At 47.2% G+C, this 22,387-nt stretch carries 15 protein-coding genes and 1 pseudogene; 5 read left to right on the top strand and 11 right to left on the bottom strand.

Features of this window, described 5'->3' with window-relative positions:
* Window positions 1–72: 72 nt before the first annotated feature.
* Together AC1RR2_RS05195 and AC1RR2_RS05190 are read right to left on the bottom strand one after the other, a co-directional pair.
* Window positions 73–2,871, bottom strand: a complete 2,799-nt coding sequence (locus tag AC1RR2_RS05195) for a M16 family metallopeptidase (RefSeq protein WP_493221227.1) — start codon at window positions 2,869–2,871, stop codon at window positions 73–75.
* A 146-nt stretch (window positions 2,872–3,017) separates the two neighbouring features.
* Entirely contained in the window at window positions 3,018–3,716 is a 699-nt protein-coding gene (locus AC1RR2_RS05190) for an SOS response-associated peptidase (RefSeq protein WP_493221226.1), read from the bottom strand.
* Window positions 3,717–3,990: 274 nt separating this feature from the next.
* Between AC1RR2_RS05190 and AC1RR2_RS05185 the strand changes: the two genes are divergently transcribed.
* On the top strand, window positions 3,991–5,304 hold the full coding sequence (locus AC1RR2_RS05185) for an amino acid permease (RefSeq protein WP_493221225.1): 1,314 nt from the start codon (window positions 3,991–3,993) through the stop codon (window positions 5,302–5,304).
* Between the two features lie 66 nt (window positions 5,305–5,370).
* Here AC1RR2_RS05185 and AC1RR2_RS05180 read toward each other — a convergent pair whose 3' ends face one another.
* Entirely contained in the window at window positions 5,371–6,036 is a 666-nt protein-coding gene (locus AC1RR2_RS05180) for a glutathione S-transferase family protein (protein ID WP_493221224.1), read from the bottom strand.
* 199 nt (window positions 6,037–6,235) lie between these two features.
* On the opposite strand from AC1RR2_RS05180, the gene AC1RR2_RS05175 reads away from it, so the two are divergent.
* On the top strand, window positions 6,236–8,512 hold the full coding sequence (locus tag AC1RR2_RS05175) for a TonB-dependent receptor plug domain-containing protein (RefSeq protein ID WP_493221223.1): 2,277 nt from the start codon (window positions 6,236–6,238) through the stop codon (window positions 8,510–8,512).
* A gap of 142 nt (window positions 8,513–8,654) precedes the next feature.
* Here the strand turns inward: AC1RR2_RS05175 and AC1RR2_RS05170 are convergent.
* A pseudogene (locus AC1RR2_RS05170) lies at window positions 8,655–8,819 on the bottom strand (DUF3455 domain-containing protein); the annotation flags it as partial.
* Window positions 8,820–9,059: 240 nt separating this feature from the next.
* Entirely contained in the window at window positions 9,060–9,443 is a 384-nt protein-coding gene (locus AC1RR2_RS05165; RefSeq protein ID WP_493221222.1) for a DUF3455 domain-containing protein, read from the bottom strand.
* Between the two features lie 214 nt (window positions 9,444–9,657).
* Here AC1RR2_RS05165 and AC1RR2_RS05160 point away from each other — a divergent pair, with 214 nt between their 5' ends.
* Window positions 9,658–11,253: a cytochrome C gene (locus AC1RR2_RS05160; protein WP_493221221.1), complete on the top strand. Its 1,596-nt coding sequence runs from the start codon at window positions 9,658–9,660 to the stop codon at window positions 11,251–11,253.
* A 60-nt stretch (window positions 11,254–11,313) separates the two neighbouring features.
* Here AC1RR2_RS05160 and AC1RR2_RS05155 read toward each other — a convergent pair whose 3' ends face one another.
* Entirely contained in the window at window positions 11,314–12,657 is a 1,344-nt protein-coding gene (locus tag AC1RR2_RS05155) for a M28 family metallopeptidase (RefSeq protein WP_493221220.1), read from the bottom strand.
* A 283-nt stretch (window positions 12,658–12,940) separates the two neighbouring features.
* Between AC1RR2_RS05155 and AC1RR2_RS05150 the strand changes: the two genes are divergently transcribed.
* A complete protein-coding gene (locus AC1RR2_RS05150; protein WP_493221219.1) occupies window positions 12,941–14,659 on the top strand; it encodes a serine hydrolase in 1,719 nt (572 codons plus the stop codon).
* Between the two features lie 116 nt (window positions 14,660–14,775).
* Here the strand turns inward: AC1RR2_RS05150 and paeA are convergent, their stop codons facing one another.
* The 4 genes from paeA to AC1RR2_RS05130 form a co-directional block, all read right to left on the bottom strand.
* Complete coding sequence (gene paeA / locus AC1RR2_RS05145) at window positions 14,776–16,083, bottom strand: polyamine export protein PaeA (RefSeq protein ID WP_493221218.1); 1,308 nt, start codon at window positions 16,081–16,083, stop codon at window positions 14,776–14,778.
* Between the two features lie 95 nt (window positions 16,084–16,178).
* The gene (locus tag AC1RR2_RS05140; RefSeq protein ID WP_493221217.1) at window positions 16,179–16,595 is read right to left on the bottom strand and encodes a hypothetical protein; all 417 of its coding nucleotides are present in this window, start codon (window positions 16,593–16,595) and stop codon (window positions 16,179–16,181) included.
* 328 nt (window positions 16,596–16,923) lie between these two features.
* Window positions 16,924–17,484 carry a hypothetical protein gene (locus AC1RR2_RS05135; protein WP_493221216.1) on the bottom strand — a complete coding sequence of 187 codons (561 nt, stop codon included), beginning with the start codon at window positions 17,482–17,484 and terminating at the stop codon, window positions 16,924–16,926.
* A gap of 176 nt (window positions 17,485–17,660) precedes the next feature.
* Window positions 17,661–19,367 carry a M28 family peptidase gene (locus tag AC1RR2_RS05130; protein WP_493221215.1) on the bottom strand — a complete coding sequence of 569 codons (1,707 nt, stop codon included), beginning with the start codon at window positions 19,365–19,367 and terminating at the stop codon, window positions 17,661–17,663.
* A 460-nt stretch (window positions 19,368–19,827) separates the two neighbouring features.
* Between AC1RR2_RS05130 and AC1RR2_RS05125 the strand changes: the two genes are divergently transcribed.
* Window positions 19,828–21,621: a S10 family peptidase gene (locus tag AC1RR2_RS05125; RefSeq protein WP_493221214.1), complete on the top strand. Its 1,794-nt coding sequence runs from the start codon at window positions 19,828–19,830 to the stop codon at window positions 21,619–21,621.
* A gap of 87 nt (window positions 21,622–21,708) precedes the next feature.
* On the opposite strand, the gene AC1RR2_RS05120 is transcribed toward AC1RR2_RS05125, so the two are convergent.
* A complete protein-coding gene (locus AC1RR2_RS05120; RefSeq protein ID WP_493221213.1) occupies window positions 21,709–22,239 on the bottom strand; it encodes an REP-associated tyrosine transposase in 531 nt (176 codons plus the stop codon).
* Window positions 22,240–22,387 lie beyond the last annotated feature (148 nt).

Below are 22,387 nucleotides of genomic sequence, written 5' to 3'. Positions count from 1 at the left end.
GAATTTCACCTCTTATTTTTAGCGCCTATTTACTTCAAAAAACACCAAACTTGCGTGTTTCGTATGACTGAATTACTTACCAACTTTAGACTGATCACCCGCGATAATCACCGAGATCGCATCTGCTTTTAACAATTTACGCAAAGCCTCGTTAACCTGTGCGACGGTGAGTGCTGCTACTTTTGCCTCAAATGCTTTGTCGTAGCTCATCGTGCGGTTGATGGCGAGGTAGCCAGCTAATTGTCCTGCTAATCCTGCGTCTTGAGTACGACCGACTTCTTCAGATTGTTTCCAGCCTTTTTTCGCTTCGATCAATTCAGCATCGGTGAAGCCTTCGCTCAGCGCTTTTTGTACTTCTTCACGCAAAGCGGCTTCTACTTTTGCCGTATTTTGCGGCGCACTTAAAGCATATGCCGCCCACAAGGCCACTGGATCTTGGCTAGGTACGTTGAGGAAAGAACCAACGCCGTAAGACAAACCTTCTTTTTGGCGAATACGATCAGCTAAGCGACTACGTAAAGCGCCGCCGCCCAACATATGATTGGCCATCAAAAGTGCCGGATAGGCTTCTGCATCATCCTTGATCGCAATTGGATGTACCGCTAACAAGAAACTACTTGCTTTATCCGGTGTGTCCAAAGTGATTTTTTGACCTGCGACGGCTTTCATATTGCGTGGAATACGAGTGTAAGTTTGCTTTGCTTTCCAGTTACCGAACAAATTGTTTAATTGCGTTTTCAAAGCGTTGCTATCGAAATCGCCGACCGCAGAGAAAGTCGCACTTTCAGTGCCATAGTAGTTTTGATGGAAGGCTTTGACGTCTTCCAACTTGACGGCTCTAATCGCTGCAACCTGGTCTGGCAAGGTTTTGACGTGACGTACGTGACCGGCAGATGTTTCATCTGTCAAACGCCCCATCGCATTACTTGCCTGTGCTTGTGGCTCTGGCATAGATTGTTCAATGCGACCCGCAACTGCTAGTTTGAATTCTTCAAATTCACTAGTCGGGAAGCTAGGTTTTTTCAAAACTTCGGCCAACAAATCTAAAGCAGCCGCTAAGTTGTCACGTGTCGTGGTGATTGTTGCCGTAACGCCTTCTGCACCGCCGCCTATCGCAACTTGTGCATTCAATTTATCAAAGCTGTCTTTGATTTCTTGACGCTTCAGACGTTCTGTACCTTTGTTCAGCAAGCCTGCAGTGAATTGACCTACTTCTGCTTTGCCTTGCAAACTGGCTTCCGTGCCCAGACGCAAACGCAGATTGACGCTGACGGTTGCCCCTTTAGTTTTCTTCGCCAATAAAGCTAACTTCATGCCGTTAGGCAATGCTGAGCGTTGTGTGCGTGCTTCGATATTATCTGGGCTAGGATCAAAAGCTTCACCTTGGGCGACGACTGCCTGACCTTTGTAGTCCTTGACCATAGACAGCACATTGGGCGTGCCAGGTACTTCGGTACGGTCCGCGGTGTCGGTAGGAATGAAACGACCTAAAGTGCGGTTCGTGGTTTTTAAATATTTTTCAGCGGCGGCTTGTACTTCTTTCAAAGTGACTTTTTCTAATTGATCACGTTCCAGGAAAAACAAACGCCAGTCACCTGCTGCCATTGACTCTGTCAAAGCGATCGTGAGTTTGGCCGTGTCATTCAATGCCAGTTGTATATGCTTTCTGGCGTTTTGCTTGGCGCGGTCTAATTCTTCTTGTGTGATCGGTTGCGCTTTTAAGTTTTCTAAAACTTTCAGCAAGGCGTCTTGCGCGGCATCGAGATTACTTTCTTTCGGCACGATAGCGCCAAAGATGCCGTAACTTGGTTCCAGATTGCTGACGGTGTTGTAATTCACCGCAGTGGCTAATTTGGTTTCTACCAAGGCTTTATGCAAGCGGCCACTTGGCGCGCTGGTCAGGATGTCGGACAACAAGCCCAAGACGTTAGAGTCAGCATGCGCTGACGGTGCCATGTGATAACCAGCGCCGACGAATTGGGTGCCACCGCTACGACGCACTGTTACTGAGCGCTCACCATCTTGGGTAGGCTCTGCGGTGTAAGTGGGTTCAATCACGCGACTTGGTTTTGGAATCCGGCCAAATAAATCGTTGACTTGCTTCAGAATGGCGGCTTCATCAAATTTACCGGCCACCATCAAAATCGCATTGTCTGGTTGGTAGTATTTTTTGTAGAAAGCACGCAAACGTGGGATGTTGACTTGCTCAATATCAGAGCGCGCGCCTATCGTTGACTTGCCGTAGTTATGCCAGTCGTAAGCAACTGCCTGAATACGTTCTGTCGTGACGCCGATAGGATCACTTTCGCCGATTTCAAATTCATTGCGAACGACAGTCATTTCGCCTTTTTGTGTTTTTGGATTCCACAAATCGTTTTGATCAATCGCCGCATTCAACATGCGGTCTGCTTCCATCGCCAGCATCTGACGCAAATTGTCTTGATTCGCCGGGAAAGTCGCATAGTAATTAGTACGGTCATACCACGTCGTACCGTTGAAATCAGCACCGGTAGAGTTCAGTACTTCAACAGGGGATTTCGTGCCTTTTTTGATACCGAAGTTGGCGCTAGGTTTGAACAATAAATGTTCCAATAAATGGGCCATACCCGTTTCACCATAGTTTTCATGGCGTGAACCAACCATGTAAATGATATTGGTGGTGATGGTTGGCTTGCTGGCATCGGGGAACAAGACAACGCGCATGCCGTTGGCCAGTTTGTACTCAGTGATGCCTTCGACTGAAGTTACTTTTACCGGTACCGCTTGTGTGGATTTTGTCGTACTTTGCGCTTCTTTGGCTGGTTCAGCGGAAAAAGCGAGGCCAGGCGTCAGTATGCCGGCACTTAACATCAGGAGCGTAATGAGTTTCACAGAATATTTCCTAAAAAGACATAGAGGGGGCACAAGTTAGACGATTTGCTAATTATTTGCAATTAGCTAAAAGTAATTTTTTGCTATCTTTGAAAAATAAGTGCACTTTCTTGTCAATGATGAGCCAATGTGCTAGCCGATCCCTGTCAAAACAAACTAGCTTGTTTCGCTTTGGTCTGTTCTTCTATCAACGATTTTTTTGTGATTCTTTTTGGAAGCGGTGCCGCCTTGGCCCACATCGCTTCGGCCGGATAGAGTTGAAGAAAGGCACGTGCCATTTCTGGATTGCTGCAACTGAGCCAATCGTCGTATTCTGCTTCGGGAATAATCACTAAGCCTCGTTTCTCCTCGCCCGGTTGGTGAAAGCGCTTCATCAGTGGATGCTCGTCCGCATTAATCGTAATTTGGGTGAAGGAAAAACTCTGTTGGCCATCTTCCTCGTCCCAGGCTTTGTACAGACCTGCTACTGCAAAATCGGTACTGCCTTCGACACCGATTTGCCAGCGCACGGGCGTACCACTTTCGTAATTGGGTTCAAAGAAATTTTGTAGTGGAATCAGGCAGCGTTGACCTTCGCGCCAGGGACGTGCGTAGCTAGTTAATTCGCCTATGGTTTCGGCGCGTGCATTCATAGTGCTGAAACGCTTGCCAGGCGGTAGTTTGGCTTTGGGAATCAAGCCATAGCTGCCACGCAAAGCTTGACGTCGTTTTAGAGCATCATGGGTAATAAAGGGGGCGGCATAGTCTTGCCAAACCTCGTGCTCCCATTCACTGCCCGTGTGATCAATTGCATGAAATTTTTCAGCGATCTGATCTTTTCGACTTGGAGTGTAATTGATGCACATGAGTTAGTTAATTGAATTGCGCTAATTGCCACGACGAGCAGATCAGCATAGCGATAATTTCTAAAAATAGTGATGAGTTTAATGGAACTGGTGGAACTGGTGGAGCTGCTTGATACATGCTGATAGAAATAAACCAAAGTGTGTCGTTCAAAGTTCTGTTTTATGCAACACGATGAGGTGATTTACCAACATGCGCTGACTGCACTAGTACTAATCGCTTGAACCCAGTAGCATGTATTCGTCACCAACCGAAGATGGAAATCTTATTTGCCCTATGAAAAATAATAACAAGCCCCTGGGTTTCTGGATGTGTACCGCTCTGATTATAGGGAATGTCATAGGTATGGGCATTTTTATGCTGCCGACATCCTTGGCACCATATGGATTGAATGCCTTTATTGGTTGGGCCATCACCTTGGTCGGTTGCATCTTCATCGCGCAAGTATTTGCCAATTTCGCACGTGCCTATCCTCAATCCGATGGACCTTATGCCTACACGCGCTACGCATTTGGCAATGGCTTCGCGTTTTTCATTTTGTGGTGTTATTGGGTGTCGGTCTGCATTACCAACTCGACCCTGGCGATAGGGATAGTCGGTTATTTAAGTAGTTTATTTCCTGTGCTGGCAGAAATCGCCTGGCTCGCACCTTTGAGCGCAATCGCCCTGATCTGGTTTTTTATCATCGTCAATTTATTGGGTGTGCAAACCTCAGGGCGGGTGCAAGTCTTGACCACATTTTTGAAGCTCTTGCCCATGCTGGCCGTGCTGCTACTGGGCGCATTTTTGTTGAGTACCAATGCCTCGGTATTTCTAGCTCAAATTCCGAGCACGCCCTTGTCATGGGAAGGCAGTGCAGCGGCTGGGACTATTGCCTTATTTGCGATGCTGGGCGTAGAAAGTGCAACGATACCTGCAGGAAAAGTGCATGATCCAGAACGAACTATTCCGCGTGCGACTATGATAGGAACTCTGATTACGGCGGTGATTTACATTGGCGTTTCGGCGATACCTTTGTTGCTAATTCCGCAGGCAGAGTTAGCCAGTTCGAACGCGCCATTCGTGGATTTATTTCATCGCTATTTAAATGCCGATTCTGGTTTGTGGATTGCCTTGTTCGTCATTATCAGTGGACTTGGCGCACTGAATGGTTGGACTATGATCGCCGGTGAAATGACCGTATCGATGGCGAATCATGCGGTTTTTCCGGCTTTCTTAAAAAACCATAATCGACAAGGCGCGCCCGCTTCTGCTTTAATCGTGACAGGCATTTTAGCGAGCGTGATGATTTTAATGAACTACAGTCGTAGCCTGGCACAAGGCTTTACTTTCTTGAGTGTGATGGTGACAGCGGCAAATATGCCTTTGTATCTGGCGGTCGCTGTTGGTTTATTCAAGCTTTGGAAGCAAAAGCGTTTGAATGATAAGTTGAATCAGTCTTATTATTTGGCGCTCTCGGCTTTGTTTGCCGCTGCCTATTGCCTATGGGCTTTCGTTGGTGTCGGTGCAGAATCTATGCTTTGGGTTTGTGTATTAGGTTCTATCAGCTTACCGATTTTCCTCGGTATGCGTTACTGGCAGCGCGCTTAAAGACTTTTTTAAGTAGTCAAAGCTTGCGCACGCTGCCTATCTCATTTTTCAACTACTTAAAATTGCTCAATAAAGCGGTGCTGTGAGTGCTTCTTGCTCGAAACTATGAGCGATCGCCGGACGTAATACTAATCGTGCCAAGTAAGGTGACAGGTGGGTAAAGTCACGTGCTGGCTTGTGCATATTGCGGGTCCAACGGCAGAGCATGAATAAAAATAAATCCGCAATCGATAGGGATTTTCCGAGAAAAAAATCACCATCCGATTTCGCCAATTCAGCATCAATGTAACTGAGCATTTCACTCACTCTTTGCTCCGCATGCTTCTTCACTTGCTCCGCCGTCTCGGCGTTATCGGTCAATCGTTCAGGATAAAAATAACTGAGCAATTCCGCTTGTAAGGTGTTCGACAAATACATCATCCATTGATACAGACGGGCTCGTTCTACGCTTCCCAATGGCGGGCTGAGGTGGGCAGCATTTTGCTGTGCTGCGTATTTATCTGCCAGATACATGCAGATCGCCGCGCTTTCCGTTAAGTAGAGTTCCTTGCCATCGACGACGTCAATCAAGAGTGGAATTTTTCCCTTAGGATTGAGTTTCAAATAGGCGGCTTGTTGATGTTCTTGTTTATTGGTATCGACCAAAATCAGTTCGTAAGGCAAGCCCAATTCTTCTAATAGAAAATGGGGAGCGAGACATGCGGTACCTGGGGAGTAGAAAAGTTGCATCATGATGGCGGAACTCCAAAAGAACGAATGGAAAGCGCACAAGTGTAGAGGAAAAATGTCTTGCTTGCATCGACGTAGAACGATTGCGTAAGAATAATGTTCGAGCTGGATGAACTTTTGTGCAGAGCAGCAGTCTGAACACGCAATTGTTTTTCTTATCCTTTTTCGTTCAGGCGCTGTAGATTCACGCCCTTGGTCTCTTATGTTAAAAATTTCCTTTCCCCTTACTTTGATGCTCAGCATGCTGGCGCTCGCATTCCCAAGCGCTGGGCTGGCGCAAGACCGTGCCAATTTACCAGCTGATATCCTTGAAAGCGCTAATCAAAGTAGCCAGAAAACAAGCGACACGCAAAAAAAGGAGGCAACTAAAGTCGTTCTGGCTCCGACTCCAGCCAAAACCAACGACAGCCAAACTCAAAAGGTACAGGTCAAAGGCAATCGTGAATATGATGCCCGGCGTTTTGATACCGCTAGCAAAATTGTCGTCACTCAGGAAGAGATCGCCCGTTTTGGTGATACTGAAATCACTGACGTTTTAAAGCGTTTACCCAGCGTCAGCGTGGTCGGTGGTGCAATTCGTATGCGTGGTTTGGGTGCAGGTTATACCCAGATTTTACTCAATGGCGAACCTAGTCCGCCTGGATTTTCGATAGAAAGTCTGGCGCCAGATTTGATAGAGCGAATAGAAATCGTCCGCTCCGCTAGCGCTGAATTTAGCGCGCAGGCAGTGGCCGGTACCATCAATATTATTTTGAAACGCTCGATACCGATGACGCAGCGTCAAGTGAAGCTGGGTTATTTTCAGAGGGGAGAATTACCTAGTGGTTTGTTTGCTAGTTTTCAGTTGTCGGACAAATTGGAACAGTTTTCCTGCAGTCTGCCTTTGAATCTGAATATAGGGCGTTTCCGCAATCATGACAGTCAAAGCCAGACGCAAAAATTAGATAGCCAGGGCCTAACTACGCAGTTACGGTCGAACTCTTCTGCTAATGAGAATCGTAATCGCTCGCTATCCTCAGCGCCGCGTCTGAATTGGACTCTGGACAACGAAGACATTCTCAGTTTCAACGCCTTCATTAATTTTAATGAAAATGAAGGGAGTAATCGCGGCAAAACCAATAGCTTGGCAGGTATCGCGTACCGCTTTCCTATTGAAGATTACGACACCACTAACCAGGCGCAAAGCTGGAATAATAATTTAAGCTGGACGCATAAGCTGGGGGATAGTGCCAAACTAGAATTGCGCGCCGGCACGCATTACTGGCATGCGAAATCGACAGGGCGCAGCGTAGGACGTGATGCCAATGAAACGGCTTTGTTTGATCGCCATGTTGATACCGAATCGTTTAATCGTGGCTGGACGCACAGTGGCAAATATAATGCGCCGTTTATTGAAGATCATACGATTTCGGCGGGTTGGGAGTTGGCTGCGCGCTGGCAGAGTAGTAATAATCTAACACGTGGCACGACTGCGATGAATGAAGTTGTCAGTCCCGTCAATTTACAAGAAGACGTGGAATTCAAAATTGCCCGCACTTCTATGTATGCGCAAGATGAATGGACTTTGGACAAGCAATTGTCGCTATATCTGGGTTTGCGTTGGGAAGCGATCACTATGGATGGTCGTGGCAATAGCCTAGACAATGTGCATAACCGTTCGTCTGTGCTGAGTCCGATTTTTCAAACCTTATATAAAATTCCTGATCATCCGAATCAGCAATTACGCTTCGCTTTTTCTCGAACTTACAAAGCGGTGAACTCTTGGGATCTGGTGCATCGCCGCTATTATTCGACGAATAATTCTGCCACCAGCCCAGACGGCCTGGCCAATCCTAATTTACAGCCTGAACTGGCGACCGGTTTTGATTTTGGTTATGAGCATTTTGTCGATGGCGGCGGTGTTTTTAGTGCTAATTTTTTCTTGCGTCGTATCAGTGGTATCACTTTGAACCGTCTGTTTCAGCTAGACGGGCTATGGGTAAATATGCCAGTCAATGGTGGGCATGCGCAGACCAAAGGGATAGAGCTGGAGGCGAAGTTTCCTATGCGTTTGTGGATGGAACAAGCGCCGGCACTCGATTTTCGTATGAATGCGGCTTTTAATCATTCAACAATTGATACCGTGCCTGGCCCGCATAATCGTTTGAATGAACAAGTACCGGTTCGTGCCAATATCGGTATTGATTACAAACCTGAGGCTTTGCCATTAACCGTCGGTGCTGGTTATGCATTTCAAAACGCAGGTCTGGTACGCGTCTCTGCTAATCAGCTGAATTATGGACGCGTCAACCGTAGTTTAGAAACCTATGCCTTGTGGAAGTTTGACACAATGTCCAACCTGCGTTTGTCCATGAGTAATGTAATCCGTCAGACCGCGTATTCAGAAAGCGAATATGCAGATGCACAGGGCAGCGTATTACGCCAGAATTACAATCCGTCAAAATTGAACGTGCGTCTGAATTATGAAGGGCGTTTTTAAACGCCAGGCTTGAATCCAGTTGCTCGTGCTTGTTGGGCTATGATAAAAATTGGAGACGGTCATCCCACTTGGATGAAGTGGTGTGACCGTCTCAGACAGCTCGGCATTGATCGATGATGAAGTAAATCATCGCCACCTTCTATTACCAAGCCTTATCTGAATACGCCGCTTTGTAGAACCAATAGTCGGCCTGGTATTTCACCATTTTTTTCGTACCAACATTGTCCGAGCGACAGCTATCCATAGGTGCTACGCCGCCGATAGTGTTGAGTCGTTGTATGTAGCTAATGTCTGTCATGGCGCCGTTGCCGCTTGAAGGATTCGCTTTAACCTAGACACCTTAGTTGGACGAGTTCGAGTGTGCATTTTTCCGTGTTTCTGGCAAGGCGTGACGACGAAGCAACCTCCATGTTGATAGGAGGAGCAACGATGTCCAGAGACGCGGAAAAGTGTGCAATCGAATTCGTAGCGCTGCCACCCAATTGGTGAACAGAAAAAGTACCGTAAAAGTAAATGCTCATGCGCCTTTCAAGACAACAATAAGCGGTCAACTGAGGTTTCTAGGTTTAACTAGTTGCAAAGCAATTGCAGTCGCTGCGCCGGGCGCTGTCGCAAGTTGTTTTCCTGTTACTTTGCTACCGTCATTCGCTTCCCAAGTCGGTCCTGCGTAGTATTTGCCAACAGTCATGCCATCTTTATCAGCTAGCACCGCATTGGGTTCGACAAACACCCATTCAAAAGCGCCGGGCATGGCCGCTTTGGCACGACATTGATAAGTCAATTCTCCACTGCCAACCGCCATCATGACCAATTGATTACCCGCTGGCACCGTGATTGCTTCTGCAACCACAGGGGCTTTCATAGCTGAGCCGCAGGCCATGAGGGACAGCAGTAAGGACGCGCCAGAGAGTAAGCCTAAAGTGTGTTTCATCATTATCTCCAAAAAATTTTGTAAATCGCCAATGGTGAGCAGGTGAGCACGCCCTAACCATATACGCAATGGAGTGCAGATTGGATTCAACTATTTGCGACAAAGCAGAGTTTCATCACAGCAGAGCGTGGTTTTATCCCAAGCTATGATTAGACGGGTTTGAATCTGGCATGGTTTAATTTTGTTGTGTGGTTTTTGTAAGAGGAGCCGAGCTGTGCGTCGATCATTGACTTTCGTTTTTTTATTTATTTCCTTGCTCAACTTGAGTGCCTGTGGCGGCGGTGGCGATTCTGGTAATTCCTTGGCGAATGACCCTGTAAAGCAAACCACGCCTGTGCAATTACCGAGCACAAATCCTTTGACACCGCTGGGGCCGAATAATCTCGGACAGGCTGCTAACGCCGATGGTTACTATCCTGATGCCGCAGGTTTCTATCCAAATGCGCAAGGCATTTATCCCGACAAGAATGGTGTCCATCCCAGTCCGGAAGCGTATGGCCTGTTTGCTAATGAGCTGGGTGTTGCCCGTCATTTTTCGACGGCAGGTGCAATCGACAAAGATAATCCTTTCTTCAAACCATTTGGTAATGGACGTAGTTGTGCGAGTTGTCATCAGCAAGCGCAGGGTTTCTCAATTACACCGCAAGAATTGCAAAACCGCTTTGATACGAGCAAGGGCAATGATCCTATTTTTAGCTTAAATGATGGTGCCAATTCGCCTCTCGCAAGGTTTTCAAATTTGGATCAGAAACGCCTAGCTTATAGCATGCTCCTAAATAAAGGATTGATACGGGTCGGGATGAAGATACCAGCGAATGCTGAATTTGAATTGGTCAAAGCTGATGATCCTTACGAATATGCCAGTGCGAACGAGTTGTCCTTATTTCGACGTCCTTTACCGAGCGCAAATCTGAAGTTTTTGAGTGATGTGATGTGGGATGGCAGAGAAACTGCACGCGACAATAATACGAAAGACTGCCTGCCTCAGCTTGGCTGTTTCGCAGCGTTGGAAACTAATCTTATGCATCAAGCCAATAGCGCCACTTTGGGCCATGCACAAGCGGCCAGAGATTTATCGCTGGCGGAACAAAAATCGATTGTTGATTTTGAAAAGACGCTGTTTTCTGCGCAAGTATTTGATCAGGATGCGCGTTTTCTAGATTCTGCAAATGGCCAAGGTGGTCCTGTATTTTTACAAAATACGAACTTCTATTTTGGTATCAATGATTTGATCTTGGGTGATATTAGGACCGGTGCCGCCTATACCCGGAACACGATGAAAAATTTTAGTGCATGGCTGAATAATCCAGGTACAACGGATGCTAAAGTAGACGCGAAACGTAGATCGATAGCGCGTGGCGAAGTGCTGTTTAACACGCGCACATTCAACCCGCAGAATTTGACGAATATACCGATAGACTTGAAGATATCTCTCAATCGTGTCACCTGTTCTAGTTGCCATAATACGCCGCAGGCAGGTGGTGCCAGTACGCCGCTAGCCGTGAGTATTTTTACCGACGATGCCGGATTGCGGACGCCCGATCTACCTCTATATACGCTGCGCAATAAGATCACTGGCGCGGTAATGAAAACCATGGATCCAGGCATCGCTATGCAAAGCGGGAAATGGGAAGACATAGGACGTTTTAAAGTACCTTCCTTGCGAGGACTGGCAAGCCGGGCACCTTATTTTCACAATGGTTCAGCCGAGACTCTGTTTGACGTCGTCAGTCACTATGACACCACGTTTGCCATGTTTTTGACGGGGCAGGAGCTCGCTGACTTAGCGGCATTTCTCGGGGCGCTCTAAGTGGTCATCCTCTGCAGTTGGTGCGCTAAGTTAAGCTCAGGCTCAACTTAGCGCAGGTCCTTAAGGATTTTTGGGTGAAGGTACTTCTTTCAGCTTAGTGCCAGATAGAGTCGCAATCGCAGACAAAGTAGTTTGGGCGGCATTCAGACCCAATAAAAAATCTTTATCAGAGTAGGTAGTAAATACGTCGCTTGGTTGATGCCAGTTGGGATTCCAGCCCGCACCTATCTGCATACCGCGTTCATTTTCTCGTAATGAAATGGCTGGTACCACGTCCATGAAAGGCACGGAATCCGTATTCGTCATATGAAAGCCCACTGCTGCAGGATAATTGGTCGCATATTTGTCGTTTGCTGCCCGGAAAAACCAAGCCAACTTCGCCGCGCCTTCGGCTTGTTTCGAGGTCGATTGGTATTCGATATTCACGTCAGCTTCGGCTCTTTGTTCTTTGGGTGACTCATAAATAACTTTGCCTTCCGCATCTAGTACCGGTTTGCCCTTCGCGTCTAATTTTGCGATGGGCATACCATGATCCCAGAGCATCATATCGTGCTGTACCATGCCCAACCATTTTGGTTCAGGGTATAGCCCAGAACCTTTGGGTGACTCTATACCTTGTAAATCTTTACGCTGTGCGACATAGGCATAGGCACCGTTCAAACCGGTTTCTTCGTTGTTCCATAATACAAAACGAATAGAACGGTCGGTCTCTACATTCGGGTCACTGAAAATTCTTGCCAACTCCATCACGATGGCGGTACCGGAGCCATTGTCGTTGGCGGCTTCGCCAAAGCCGATGCCATCCATGTGCGCGCCAACGATATACATTTCTTCAGGATGGGTTTTGCCTATCTTGGTGCAATACACATTTTCGCGCATAGAGGTGCCGACCGGTGTGGGTTCTGCATTTAAGGCCCGTAGTTTTTCGTCAGGCTGTAAGAGTGGATCAGTATTCACGCCGGTTTTGGCACGCTTGCCAAACAAGGTGCTGCCACCTTGCCCGGCAGCACCACCGAGGCCACCGCTAGGAATTACATTGCGGCGTGGCGCAGGGCTGGCATTAGCTGGCGGTGGTGGGGCTTGGGTGTAATCGTATTGCAAGCGTTCGGTATTGGTGCAGCCATAGGATTTTAGTTGTGCTTCTATCCAATCCAAGGCTTTGCGGTTGCGCTCAGTACCTTGGCGACGATCACCAAATTGAGTTAACGATTTGATCGTGGCTTTGTACTTTTCCAGCTCTAATTTCTGTACCAGTTGCACCACCGTATCATCTGGCTTTAATGCTCTGCCTTGCAGTATGTCTAATGACTGAGCCTGACTGCAGGTACTAATTCCCGCAAGGCATAGGCTGCTAACTAAGATTGATGTTTTGAAACTTTGTGGAAAACTAAGCGAAAAATTCATAGTACCTCCGGTATCGTCGATGGCGCATTATAGGAGGCTTTTTTTAGATCGGCGATGGAGGATTGTATTAATTGAATATTACTTTTCAAGCCTAGAGTGAGAACAGGCAAGCCAGGGTATAAAATAGGCTATCAAAATACTTTCGACATGCTATTAGCCCCGCTTAAGCCCAGATTTTTGCATTTGATCGTAAACAGCTTAATCGAAAACTTTTGTTAGCTTATCTTGTGCCTGCTTTTCATAAGACAGATTCTCATTACAAACTCATTTTTAAGGACAGAATATGATGCCCAAACTAGCGACAATCACTTTAACACCCATCGCACTTGCCACATTCCTGTTGTTGCAAACACCTGCGAGCGTAGCGCAAGATACCAGTAAGTCATCGCAAACCAGACAGGCTGCGCCGGCCGCTATCACGCAACAACTCGATCAGATCGGTGCCGCTTATTACAGAGCCGATCAACCTGGCGCAACTGTGATTGTTTTGAAGGATGGTAAAACGCTGTTGCGCAAGGCCTATGGTATGGCCAATATCGCGAATAAAGAAGCTTTGCAAGCAGATCACGTCATGCGCTTAGGTTCGATTACTAAGCAATTTACTTCGGTCGCTATTTTGCAATTGGTAGAAGAAGGCAAAATCGCTCTGAATGACCCAGTCACAAAGTTCTTTCCTGATTACCCGGCTAGCGGCAAGGGCATTACGATTGAGCATTTGTTGACACACACTTCAGGTATTCCAAGTTATACCGGTAAACCTAATTTCGTGGCGGGTGCTGGTAAAGATGTCAGCGTGCAGGAAATGGTCGATAGCTTTAAAAATGACGCCCTGGAGTTTGAACCAGGTACTGTCTATAAATACAATAATTCCGGCTATTTTTTGCTCGGTGCCATCATAGAAAAAGTCAGTGGCGAACCCTATGCCAAATTTGTAGAAAAACGCTTATTCACACCGCTAGGTATGAAAAATACCGCTTACGAAGGTTATGAGCGCAGCAAACAAGCACGCGCGGCCGGCTACTCTCAACGTACCGGTGAGTTTGAGCCAAGTATGAAAATCAGTATGACACAACCGTATGCAGCAGGATCGCTGACCTCAACCGTGGACGATCTGGCGAAATGGGATGCCGCCGTCAGTGCCGGCAAATTATTGAAAGCAGAGCATTGGAAACGTGCTTTCACTTCGTACAAATTAAAGAACGGGCAGGACACCAATTACGGCTATGGCTGGGGTATCGGTCAATTTGAATCTCAACCTATGATTTCCCATGGCGGCGGTATTCCTGGCTTTTCTACCTTTGCTTTGAGTCTGCCTAAAGATAAAGTTTATGTTGCGGTGTTAAGCAATGCTGATGGCGGTTTAGTCCAGCCTGGAATGGTAGCAATGCGCTTAGCTGCGAGCGCTATTGGTAAGCCTATTCCTGAATTTAAAGCGGTCACTGTTGACGAGAAAACTTTAGATCAATATGTTGGTGTGTATCGTATAGACGAGAATGACCGTCGTTTTGTAGTACGCGAAGGCGATAAATTAGTGATGACGCGCACCAATGGTCCGCGTACCATCATGCAGGCGTACTCGCGAAATGGTTTTTTTAAAGACAATAACTCTCTGTTGCGTGTCGAGTTCAACAAAAATGCAAAAGGTGAAGTGACTGAGGCGGTCGTGCATCAACAAGGTACGTCGATTGCTCATCCTAAGCTAAACGAAGCTTTACCCGAAGCGCCTAAGGCTTTTGCCATGACAGCTGAACAATTTGATGTCTTTGTTGGTGACTACGAACTCAAGCCTAATTTCGTTTTGAATGTGCGTCGTGAAGGGAATAAATTCATTACACAAGCGACAGGCCAGGGTATAGTTAATATCGTTGCTGTCAGTGCAGATACTTTCAGTGCCCCAGACATCGGAGCGCAGTTGAAGTTTGAAAAGGCAGCAGATGGTAAAATCACGCAATTGATTTTGACGCAAGGCGGACAGAATATGCCAGCCAAGAAAGTGAAGTAAACGTTTCGCGGTAAAGAGAAAAAAGCGTTAGAGATTATGAACTGACGCTTTTTTTTGCACACCTCGAAAATGTGCGAGATCGACGTTAGTGAAGGGTTGAACTCGCAAGCTTGAAACTAAGGCTTGGTATCTACACTACTTTTCTTCACGACCAATAATTGATCGATACGAAACTGGTCTATATCAACCACCTCAAATTTATAATCTCCGACCATGACAAAATCGGTGCGCTTAGGAATTTTTCTGAGCATAGTCATCATGAAGCCAGCAATAGTTTCGTAATTGCCACTTTCAGGTAAGTCATCGATATCTAATGCGCGACAAACATCTTCAATAGTGGTCGCACCATCGATTAACCAAGAGTGGTCATCGCGTCTGACGATTTGATCTTCGAGGTAAGGATGAACCATACCATCCATTAAAGTGCTTAATACATCATTGAGTGTAATGATGCCAACCACCAACGCGTACTCATTCATGATCACGGCGAAGTCTTCGCGTGTTGCTTTGAACTGCTCTAGCATTTCAGACAGCGTGAGCGAATCTGGCACTACCAATGCAGTGCGCAAGGATAATTCTTGTACCTTGGAAAAAGCTTGATTGGTCAGTATGCGTTTGAGTATGTCTTTGGATTCAACATAGCCAACCACTTTGTCGATTTGTCCATCGCAGACCAGAAATTTGGTATGCGGATGCTCGGCGATTTTTTGCCTGATATTTTCTTCATTGTCCTGCAAACTCAGATACACGATGCTGTCGCGTTGCGACATCGCTGACGGTACTGTGCGACTTTCCAGTTCAAACACATTGCCTATCATGTCGTGTTCGCGGGTTTGTAAAATACCAGCTTCGGCGCCTGCATTCACGACGGCATAAATTTCATCCGACGTGATTTGGTCATCGCGTTCAGTTGGTAAATTGAAAGTCCTGAAGATGAGATTAGATAAACCGTTGAAGAGCCAGACCAAAGGCTTGAATAACTTCACGCATAACATCATCGGTGCCACGACAAACATCGCCACGCTTTCTGGTGCGACCATCGCCAGTTTTTTGGGCATGAGATCGGCGAAGAGAATAAAGACCGAGGTGACGAAAATGAACGAACTCATAAAACTGAGTGTGTCTATCCAACTGGCATTGCCAAATAGGGAGTGAAATACTTGGGCGAAGTAGGGCGTCAAGGATTGTTCACCTAAAATACCGCCTAGGATAGCGATCGCATTTAAGGCAATTTGTACGACCGTAAAGAAATGCCCGGGCTCCTGTTGTAAAGCCAGTACCCTGCTGGCGCGTCCATTTCCGTCGGCTTCCAGGATTTGCAATTTCACCTTACGCGCGGCGGCTAGGGCGATTTCGGACATAGAGAAGAAACCACTGATCGCAACTAATAGCAGGATAACGATAAGATGATCAAAGAGTGCCATGATGCCTCCAACATGTTGTGCTTAGAGAACATCATAGCTGAGCTTGGGGTAAAACTGGAAATAGTTCTGCGATCAACGTGGTATTGATCGATTGTCTAGGGGCGGACTAATTGGTGACGCTCGAGCGCGTGTTCTGCCCAGGCTTTGGCACTGGAAAAATCGGAAAAGAAATGGGGTAAGCCTATTCGTCGATAAGTGGAGAGCAGTAAATCTCTACCTTCTACATCGTCAGCCGCAACGATCAGATTACCCAGACAAGGTAATTGCGTCTGACTGTACTCTATTGCCTCAGCTATTCTGTCCAGCGCATTGCCCGGGCACAAAATAGACTCGTAGACTGTGGTGATTGCAATATAGGGACGCTCGGCGGTAAATTCTTGCGCCAGTTGTAATGCCTGTGCCGCCCAATACTCTATAAGCTCGCGGTTCCATGGACCTGTGACTTCGGTCAGTAAAAGCTGAGCTTCTATCCAAATTTTGAACCGGCCATGCGGTCGGAAGATAGCATTCATAAAATTCCAGTCGTACAGACACGACGATAGAGGTAAATATATTCAATGATGAAGCGATTATAGGCTTATTGAAGGCGCTGTTAGGTTTGAGATGAGGACAGAAAGCAAGATATTGTTAAATCCTGGTTTTGCCTTTACCCCCAATCCTCGCGCAGTGGCCGATCGCTGGTGCCGCTGTGGAAAAAATCATGAGACCCAGCTTTGCTCTCGTGCCTGTAGCGCAATAGCTAATTCTCGGCTCGATTTCAGTCCCACAAAAAATAAAGACGTAATACCTGCGGCATTACGTCTTGCACTACTGCTTAGTAATTCAAGCGATAGCTTGATCTCAGTGTGAGGGCCAGAGCTGCCAGAATACTACCGCGCTGACTGCACCGTAGATCAAAGAATCGAGAATATTTTTCAATGTAGCGGACCAAGGTCTGCCCATCCAGATCGACTCTTGCACACTACCGCAAGCATAGGCAATCATCGTAAACAGACCAATAAAATGTCCTGCGTAATGCGGATTGGCCTGTAGTCCCATTGTTTGCAAAGCCAATAATCCCCCCAAGCTGGCGATGACGATATTCAAAACAAACCACTGGAATAAATATTTGCCCATCGCTGGTGCGCCGGGAGCGCGAATTGTAATCAGTGCGACCGGTCCTTGAATAAACTTCTGCTGCATCGCGTCGGTTTGTATTTCCTTCATATCCGTGCAGTGCGGTGTCGAATACAAACCAGGATTAGTTTTAACGCTACCCAAGGCATTACGTACTTCATCCTCATTCGGCAAAGCGCGGTATTCCGAGTTATGCCATTTAAAAACCATGTGGATCAAACTGCTCGCAAAAAATACGCCGATCGCAGCGACGAGAATAGGCAGCCATAATTGTAGTAGGGTCATATTGTCTCCTCTGAATATTGTAGGATGGTCGAGTGTGACTATTTTGCTGCCGTTAAGATGTCGACAGTGCCTGAGCAATATACGCTAAGCCCTTGCAAAATTCAGCTTGAATATACTGAGGCGTAAGTTGCACGCAACAGAACAGCCGTATGCCGAGGTGACCAAGCGGGCAAAAATCACCTTTCATTTTTCAAACTGGTTTGCATCTTCAAATTTTGTTGCTGCAAACTCGCTTTCGCTGCGTCGATTTGTGCTTGTAATTTTGCCGTAACACCATGGACTGGAATACCCTGCATTTTGTCAAAAGCCTTCTGATACCAGTCCGCCCAGACCTCGATAATGTGCTGTTCGTCTTTTACCTTGGCACCCGCAGCAATTGCTTTCTGACTCAAGCTAAACTCTGTTTCCAGGCGCGCCGTCGCATTTTCCAGCAATTCCTGCACCAGATAAATACTGCTAGGTTCGTCAGCACTACTTAATGTAAAAGCAGCGGCTAAGGCGCTGATCCCAACATTTTGCATCGATGTTTTTGAAACCATATCTAGCCTATCCGCATCGGTGTGATAAAACACATCGGTGAAATGCCACATCAATAGTCCGGGAATTTTTGCATTCAAAAATGGCGTGTGATCACTGCCACCTTCATAAGGATTGGCATTCACTACCCAGCCATTGTCCTTACCTTGCTGACGACAGCGGTTAATTAAAAAATCAGTGAAATAATTGGGAACCATATCCGATTCCTTGAGCACAGCGCCACCCCATTCGCTATGCTTGTCGTTGCCGCGGGTCCAGATGGCTGACGGATCCGGCATTTTTTCGATCAAAAAACTACCGCCGGTTTTTGCCGTGTCTTCTCCCACCATATCTAAACTGAGACCCCACTTAATACCTTGGGCACGCTGAGAATTTTCGCGGATATAACGATCGGTGGAACGTATCTCATCGCCCCATAAAAAAGTGATCGTGCGTTGTGGTGCGAATTTATTATCTTGAATCAAACGCGCCGTAACACGTGCCATCTCAGCCAAAGTGCCAACGCCGCTAGCATTATCATTGGCGCCGGGCTCTTGTACATGGGCACTGAATACAAAACGTTCATCTGGTTTTGAGGTGCCGCGCGCATTCGCGATCAGAGTCAATTCTTCCGCCTGATAAATCGAGGTCTTAATATGGACGGTCACCACTGTTTGGCCCTGTGCCAAACGGGCTTTCAATTTCTCTTTGGCGCGATAAGATAAAACGAGACCCCATTTCTGCGTCTCCAATTGATCAGGATTTAAAAAAGGAATGCCTTGAAACTGAATTGAATTGATATGTTTTTCAGGCTGGGTATAGGCCGGCATCGCATACGACAAAACGCCAATCGCCCCCGCTTTAATGGCCTTCGTATAGAGCCCGGCGATGCCACCTTCCGCAAAGACGATTTTTCCTTTGATCTCTTTATCCGCAAAATCTTGCGCTCGTCCACGCCCCACATCAATGACTTCGGCAGTGACACCACCGGCAACGGTACTGGCGGAATTGATCGCCAACATATTTCGATTGCTACTAAACCGTAGTAGTGGTTCCGTGTCACCCGCCAGACTCAGGCTACCATCAATCGGCTCCCAAGTTGGCTGCTTCATTTTTCTAGATTCTATGCGGTAGGTCAAAGGCGCTTCAGCTTCGCCAGATATCTCTTTTTTATAGCCTGCTTGCTGCAAAATTTTTTCTACTTGCCAGATGCTTTCATTAAAACCGGTATTGCCAGCAATACGCCAACGTTGCTCAACAAAGGCCACAGTTTGATAGGCATTATCAGGGGCAAAATTGGCACGTAATAATTGGTAATACTGATTAATTGTGGCGTTTTCTTGGAGGTTTTGTGCTGATGTTGGCACGGTAAATATAGAAGCGACACAAGAAATTATCACAAGACGGGCAGTATTTTTAAAAGACATAATCATAAAGAACACAATCATCAGGCTGGAGGGGGGAATTGCGATTATAGATATGGAAAACGCAGTACCGATGATCGGTGTTTTCTCTTTATAAATCAAGTTGATGAATGAAATAAAGTGGCAAGGCTGTCATTGGTAAAGCTGTATTGCAGCATCCAAAGGGCACATCATAAACGGCGCAGCAATTCAAGTGACGGCGAGTGGAGATTGAAAAGAGTAAAAGGAATTGGCGATACGAGAGAAAACTGACTTCGGGGGAAGAAGTTAGCTGGCCATAAAAGCTGTCCACTACCTTCATTGTTAAGTGCTCGTTGAATTGCTGATTGTGATATTCGAGCTGTTATGAAATACTGAGTGAGAGTCGCTTGAATTTACTGATAGTCTGTGTGCATGGAGGTGGATGATGAAGACATCGCTACATCACTGGTTAAGGGGCGGCATGCTGACCCTGCTATTTGGGCTGAGTGCCTGCGGTGGCGGCAGCAGCGGGAGTGGTAGCGCTAGCACCGTCGATCCGGTGGCGGAATTACCCGGCACCTTAGTCGATACGGTCAGCTATTCCTCAACTGCCAACGCCTCGCTGTCCTCTGCGGTCGAGGCGACTGCCAATACGACGCACAGTATCACTTTGAACGGTGCAAGCATTCCATACACCGCCAAAGCTGGTCACTTGACGGCAAAGGCAATAGCAACTGGTCAAGATCAGGCTTCGTTTTTCTATGTTGCCTATACGGCAGATAATCAATCAGCGGCCACCCGACCTATCACTTTTTTTTATAACGGTGGACCTGGTTCGGCTAGCGTCTGGTTGCATTTGGGCTCCTATGGTCCGAAACGTCTGGCAACCGGCATGCCATCCACCTCTTTGCCTCGTCCCTTCGCTTTAGTGGATAACACCGAAAGCTTGTTGGATACCAGTGACTTGGTTTTTGTTGATGCCGTTGGTACTGGCTTGTCGCAAGCGATTGCGCCTTTTAGTAACCGTAGTTTTTGGAGCGTCGATGCCGATGCGGCGCTGTTCCGTGATTTTGTGCAGCGTTACATCACACTTAATGCGCGACAGGCTTCACCCAAATATTTGTTTGGTGAGTCGTATGGAGGGCCGCGTACCGCTGTGTTGGCAGCGCTGCTTGAGAGTGCAGGTGTAAAACTGACTGGCGTGGTGCTGCAGTCGCCAGCGATGGATTACAACAGCAATTGTGGTGTCGTTGGTCAGGCGACTATAACGTGTGGCGGCTATTTGCCTAGTTATGCGGCTACCGGCCAGTATTACCGCTTGACCCGACCTGTGGTAGATGATTTGAGTTCCTATATGACACAGATGCGCGATTTTAGCGCGCGTCGTTACACGCCTGCGGTGAACGCGTTGTTAGCTGGCGGCACCGTCTCCGCCGAGCTGCCGCCACTGCTCAGCGATTACACTGGCCTGGCGCTTACGCATTGGCAAAATAGTTTCAATATGCAAGCTGGATTATTCCGCAACCAGCTAATCCCCAACAGCTTGCTTGGCCGTTATGATGCGCGGGTGTCGGCACCAGTGGGTAGCGCGTTGGCCAGTGAGGGTGATCCCTCCAGCACGCTTATCAGTGCCTCATTTTCAAGCGCCATCACCAGCTATCTGCGCGATACGCTGCGCTATCGCAATGCATCGACCTATGTGTTATCGGGTAGCGCTATTGAAAACTGGGATTTTCGTCATGCAGGCAAAAATCTACCAGACACGATTCCAGACCTAGGTGCGGCCTTGCAACTGAACCCGCAATTACGTGTACTGACACTAAATGGCTATCACGATCTGGCGACGCCTTTTTACCAAACTGAACAAGATCTGGCGCGGCTGAATCTGCCCAGTCGCTTGTTCGTGCGCAATTATGCCGGTGGGCATATGACCTATTTAGACGACGCAGCACGTGTGGCGAGCAAGGCTGATCTTCAAGCTTTTTATCGTGGCACTTTAACAGGAGTGCAGACAAGCACGCCGACGTTTAGCACATTAGCCGCGCCACCAAGCTTTGCAGCGACTAGCATTGACATTGCACTTTCACCCGAGGCGATGCAAACTCCGCTACGTGACCCTTGGGTGTCGCCAATGCTACGCCCTCTGGCACCGCCGCCACCACCTAGTCAGGGATTGATATTGCAACGAGAGATTGAAGCGAGGAAGCGCGAGATGCGGCAGCGGGATGGTAAGTAAGGAGCGGAGTTGCGGTCGCTTACCAGATAGATCTTGGCAGCTCCAGAAAAGATGCCTGTATATTGTGTTTATCGGGATCTACAAGGTTCAATCATCATAATTAAGTCGATCGCTTTCATCTCCAGCCCAGTTTTCTGGATACAATCCATCCTGAACTAGTAAGTGAAACGTTGAATACGGCCAATCAATTACACGTGGTACTAAGCCATGTTTGAACGGATTGATGTGAACATAATCCATATGCGCAGAAAAATCACGCTCATCACGAATCAAATGCTCCCAAAAACGTCGCTGCCAAATGCCTCGTTCACCTCGACGAACGCGGGTCGCTGATAGACGCTCTGTTTTCGGTAGCGATTTTGAAAAATAAATCTTAATCAAACGCCAGCGCACAGCGAAGTCACGATCGCCAGGTTGCAATTCAATCACACAATGTAAATGTTCAGGTAACACAACCCAAGCGTGAATCGTGAACGGATACTGCACCTTCACTTTACGCACCGCTTCACGTAGTAACGTGATGTGACGCACCAGCAAATCATTACCAGTACGTTCCAAGAGATTCACAGTAAAGAAATAAGTACCGCCCGGATGCCAGGCGCGTCGATAGTTAGGCATGTAATAAATATAACATAAAAACAGTCTTGAAATATCGAAGAAAGATATTTGTGCCGTAAGTAGGGTGCAATAGGCGAAGCCGTATTGCACCGTCCAAGGGAAAGTCGCTCAACGGCAAAACAATTTATTTGGAATTCAAACGCACCAA

The organism is Undibacterium sp. GW821-FHT11H02, from assembly GCF_058808015.1.
The sequence above is the reverse complement of the archived record's forward strand: the minus strand, read 5'-3'. Positions and strand labels throughout refer to the sequence as shown.